General features: G+C 44.5%; 5 protein-coding genes and 2 tRNA genes. 4 read left to right on the top strand and 3 right to left on the bottom strand.

Going from position 1 to position 4,366, the window contains the following annotated elements:
- Window positions 1-480 (bottom strand): branched chain amino acid aminotransferase (locus tag KKE17_00635; GenBank protein MBU1708488.1); only part of this gene is annotated, 480 nt, incomplete at its 3' end.
- 282 nt (window positions 481-762) lie between these two features.
- Here KKE17_00635 and KKE17_00640 point away from each other — a divergent pair.
- Together KKE17_00640 and KKE17_00645 are read left to right on the top strand one after the other, a co-directional pair.
- The gene (locus KKE17_00640) at window positions 763-1,818 is read left to right on the top strand and encodes an AI-2E family transporter (GenBank protein ID MBU1708489.1); all 1,056 of its coding nucleotides are present in this window, start codon (window positions 763-765) and stop codon (window positions 1,816-1,818) included.
- Window positions 1,819-2,021: 203 nt separating this feature from the next.
- Window positions 2,022-2,738 (top strand): phospholipase A, encoded by a 717-nt coding sequence (locus KKE17_00645; GenBank protein ID MBU1708490.1) that lies wholly within the window; start codon window positions 2,022-2,024, stop codon window positions 2,736-2,738.
- A 422-nt stretch (window positions 2,739-3,160) separates the two neighbouring features.
- Here the strand turns inward: KKE17_00645 and KKE17_00650 are convergent.
- A tRNA-Pro gene (locus KKE17_00650) sits at window positions 3,161-3,238 on the bottom strand.
- Between the two features lie 183 nt (window positions 3,239-3,421).
- Window positions 3,422-3,568 (bottom strand): hypothetical protein, encoded by a 147-nt coding sequence (locus KKE17_00655; GenBank protein ID MBU1708491.1) that lies wholly within the window; start codon window positions 3,566-3,568, stop codon window positions 3,422-3,424.
- A 184-nt stretch (window positions 3,569-3,752) separates the two neighbouring features.
- Here KKE17_00655 and KKE17_00660 point away from each other — a divergent pair.
- Together KKE17_00660 and KKE17_00665 are read left to right on the top strand one after the other, a co-directional pair.
- Window positions 3,753-3,828 (top strand) — tRNA-Asn (locus tag KKE17_00660).
- Window positions 3,829-4,160: 332 nt separating this feature from the next.
- Window positions 4,161-4,366: ABC transporter substrate-binding protein (locus KKE17_00665; protein MBU1708492.1), on the top strand; the 206-nt coding region annotated here is incomplete at its 3' end.

Raw genomic sequence — 4,366 nt, forward strand, 5'->3', positions numbered from 1 at the left:
AAAAAGAAATTTTTTGGCCGGCCGGACACCCAGCCCCGCCTCAGACGCTATCATGGTCGGGCGGATATATAATGTCGCGCCATGAGCTTTAGGAACCCAGTCTTTTTCGACTCTTAAAAGGGTTTTCAAGGCCTCAAGGACTGCCGGAACATCTATTTCCGGCATACACATCCGTGCCGCCGAAATGTTCATCCTTTCCAGGTTTGCCGCCGGCCTGAACAGATAAATCGTATCGTCTTTGCTCCGATAAGCCTTCAGCCCCTCAAAAATCGCCTGGCCATAATGAAACACCATGGCCGCCGGATCAAGCTGAAAACTCTGGTACGGCACAACAACACCATCCTGCCAGCCCTTCCCCGGCTCAAAGGCCATGACAAACATATGGTCTGTAAAATATCTGCCGAACCCCAGGCCGTTTTCATCGGGTTTTGCTTTCAACTTATCCACAGCTGTTCTTTCCAGCCTGATCTCCATTTTCAAATATACTCCAGATTTTTGTTGCGTAATGATCCGTTACGACTCTGCTTACAACGAATTCCTTCAATAAAGAATGATTGCTATTTCCAACGTAAAGCGAATAATATAGCTGATCTGGTCAGTCTTTAAAACAACTTATTTTTTTACGTTTTAGCTGTCCGCTCTATACCCCTTAATAACCACTTTTCCACAGGCTCTATTATATTTACCCCGCCCGCATCACACAGCATAGACAAGAAGGAAACATTATCGGTTTAAGCTATGAAAAATCAACCACTAAACCCGCTGGTATTCAAATATTTTCTCTTTCTTTTCGTCTCTTCACTGCTGCTTGTAGGACTCCTGTTCTGGCCGTACCTGTCAATCCTCGTCCTGGCCTATCTCCTGGCCGCGCTTTTTCAACCGATTTACAAATTTATCAATAAAAAATTTTCTCCGGGATTTTCATCATTTACCACCTGCATGCTAATCATTATTCTGATTTTTCTCCCCTGTATGTTTTTTATCGGTGCCCTGTCCAAGGAGGCGTTCTCCCTGTATCAGTTCGGCAAAGGGGCAAACATAGTCGTCAAATTAAAAGAATTTTTCCAGACCAATTCTTTTATCGTTAGAATCCAGGAAATTCTTATTGGGTTTGGCATTAGTTTTGAACCGGAAAATTTCACCAACACCCTTGCCGAATCCACCAAAGCCTTTGGCCTTTTCTTATACAATCAGGCCTCCTCCTGGGCGGCCAACATCATGGGACTGGTGCTAAAAAGCCTTATTCTTATCGTAACCATCTTCTTTCTACTCATCGATCATGACCGGTTTGTGGATTTTATGTTGCGCCTCTCACCTCTCCAGGACGATCAGCAGCGGCAGCTGATCAACAAGTTTAACAAAATCGCCGGTGCGGTCTTGATGGGAAACGGCATCTGCGGCCTGATTCAAGGTGTAATCGGCGGCCTGGTCTTTGCCTTTTTTGATCTTGGGCAGCCCTTCCTCTGGGGTGGGATAATGGCCATTCTTGCCTTTCTGCCGATTTTCGGAATCGGTCTGGTTTTGATCCCGGCTTCGGTTATCATGCTCCTTAAAGGCAACATTGCCACAGCAATTTTTCTGTTAATTTTCTATATGATTCTTTCCTTTTCCATAGAATACATTTTAAAACCAAAACTTGTCGGCAAACAGGTGCAAATGCACACCCTGCTTGTATTTCTGGCGATCATGGGAGGATTAAGCGTCTTCGGCATTCTTGGAATTATCTATGGGCCATTGATCCTTACAGCCTTCCTTACCCTGGCCGACATTTACCTTAAAGACTACGATGCCCTTGTCCGAAATCCCTCACAAGACTGAATTCTACCGCGAAAAAACAATTCATGAAGGCTATTACGATCATTTTATTCATCTTGTTTCCGGCCGTGGCTTTAGCAGAAAATTCAAATCCTATACTGAAAGACAGTACTTCACCCTCAGGGAGTTCAATAAACCAAAAACTTCATGCCCCCTCAACCGAACACCAAACGCTTTATTCTTTCTTCTCCCTTTATCAACCGTATATGCCTCAAATCTCTGCATATGAACCAATCTATTTTCTTGTGGGCACAGACCCGGAAAAAAGCAAGTTTCAATACAGTTTTAAATATCGTTTTCTCAACAGTGATGCTTCGCTGGCAAAAAGCTATCCATGGACCGGAGGCCTGCATTTTGGATATACCCAGACCTCTTTCTGGAATCTGAAAGAGGAATCACTGCCCTTTAAAGATACCAGCTACAAACCTGAATTTTTCCATACAACCACAAACATACACTCAAGACCTCCCTGGCTTCAGGGGTTTTTTATCCAGTCCGGAGTTCAGCATGAGTCAAACGGTCAAAGCGAGGAATTCTCCCGCAGTACAAACGTATTATACCTGAAGCCCATTTTCATCTTCTATAATAAAGAATCATTATTGGGTCTGGGACTGGCACCCAAGGTTTGGCTATACTTTGATAATAGTAAAACAGGAAACCCGTATCTGGCGGATTATCGTGGCTATTTTGAACTGGAAGCAAGGGTTGGCCTGGCAGACGGTTTTGTGGTGGGATCAAAATTCAAATGGGCAAAGGAAGGAGGATCTGTCCAGCTGGATCTTACCTATCCCCTGCACCGCATTCTTTCTGATAATCTGAGTATTTATCTCCATATCCAATATGTGAATTCGCTTGCCGAAAACCTCCTCAATTACCAGGACCGCACCGAAGCATTGCGCATCGGTTTTTCTTTTATCCGCTAGGCGTATCCGTTAAAATCCGGAAGGACAATGCCCAAAACAGCGTTTGTTCAGGGACCCCGAGCCAGAAATATTGCTCACGGGGAGCTATTCTCAGTAGCTGGGCGTCGCAGTTATCCCCCATGGGGATTCACAATTTCATGAAATAAGCCAACTGGTGCCTGTCCATAAAAGGTCTTTTGCCAGAATTTCTGCGTCGTGCTCAAAAAATAATGCTCGAAATATCAGCTATATGTCTGCGCTTATTTTTTTCGCGGTCCTTGAACTTCAAGAAAAATCCTCGTTTATGGACAGACACAAACTAATCAGGATTATTTTGCGAGAGATTTTAATACTGGGGGGAAAAGAGCCGTCAGCCTTGTATAAAAATTAACCGCTCCCTTATAAAGAAAAGGATACCACGGCAGGCATGGATTATAGTGAAATGGTCGGGGCGGCAGGATTCGAACCTGCGACCTCCTGCTCCCAAGGCAGGCGCGCTAACCAGGCTGCGCTACGCCCCGACATAAAGGGATTTTTTTGAAGGCATATCCATAGCACCACAACCTGTTTCCGTCAAGAAAAAAGCTGACTCTGTCACAGAAAAATTGACTGAATTCATTTTTATCCCGCAGGATTATTAGTCATGAACCCCTCGAGTCCAAACATTCATTAATTGATGGAAACACAATGAAATACTGCCGCATTCAGACCTGGAGTTTGCATCCCACCAGTTCGGGTGCACCCAAGAAAACTTGGCTGTCACCGCCCATTCTGACTGGAAAAACAAGGCCAAACGGTATTTTCCTGGCATCACAGGTCAATTCTTCGCTCACGGTTTCTAGAAAAAGCATGTGAATGTCCTATGAAAAACGATAAATTACCTTGTTAAACCATTGACGAAGTCTTTGTTTTATACTATAAAAGCGCTTTCTAATTGACTGCTCCTGCGGGAGAGAGTTAAATTGGCATGCTTGCACAACAATATTTTCCTTGCCGGTATCTGGAAAATATAATTTGTTAATACCAACCTTGTGTTCCTCCGTAGCTCAGTTGGTAGAGCAGGTGGCTGTTAACCACCTTGTCGCTGGTTCGAGTCCGGCCGGGGGAGCCAGATATCATAAAGGCCGTTTTCTGAAAAGGAGACGGCCTTTTTCTTTTTTACACGCCATATCCTGAACAAACATATCAGCCTGATGCTTTTGTGCTGCAGGAGTTGCGCTTACTAGCATTTAAGGCCAGGCTCCTTGGTTTATTGTCAAAGAAGACAATCCTTGACAAAACCAACCTGTTCATTGCAATATTTATATATTCATTCAGCAAACCTCCCATCTAATCCAGGATGAAAGGCTCGATAATCCGGGAAATATTATGCGCCTGCGCTTCATCTTCTTGCCCGTGTTGTTATTTCTGAACATAGCCCCCGGTTCTTATGCGGCCCAACCGGTGAAAATCGGAATAACCCTTGGCCTTACAGGGAAATTTGCCCAAGAGTCGGATATGATCCGCAAAGGCCTGTCCCTCTGGGCCGACAAGACCAACAGTGAAAACGGCCTGCTGGGAAGAAAAATCAACCTGATAATGCTTGATGACCAGAGCAATCCCCAAACCGCCAAGGAACTGTACAGGAAACTGATTACCGAAGAAAAAGT

Source organism: Pseudomonadota bacterium (assembly GCA_018823135.1).
GTDB lineage: Bacteria > Desulfobacterota > Desulfobulbia > Desulfobulbales > CALZHT01 > JAHJJF01.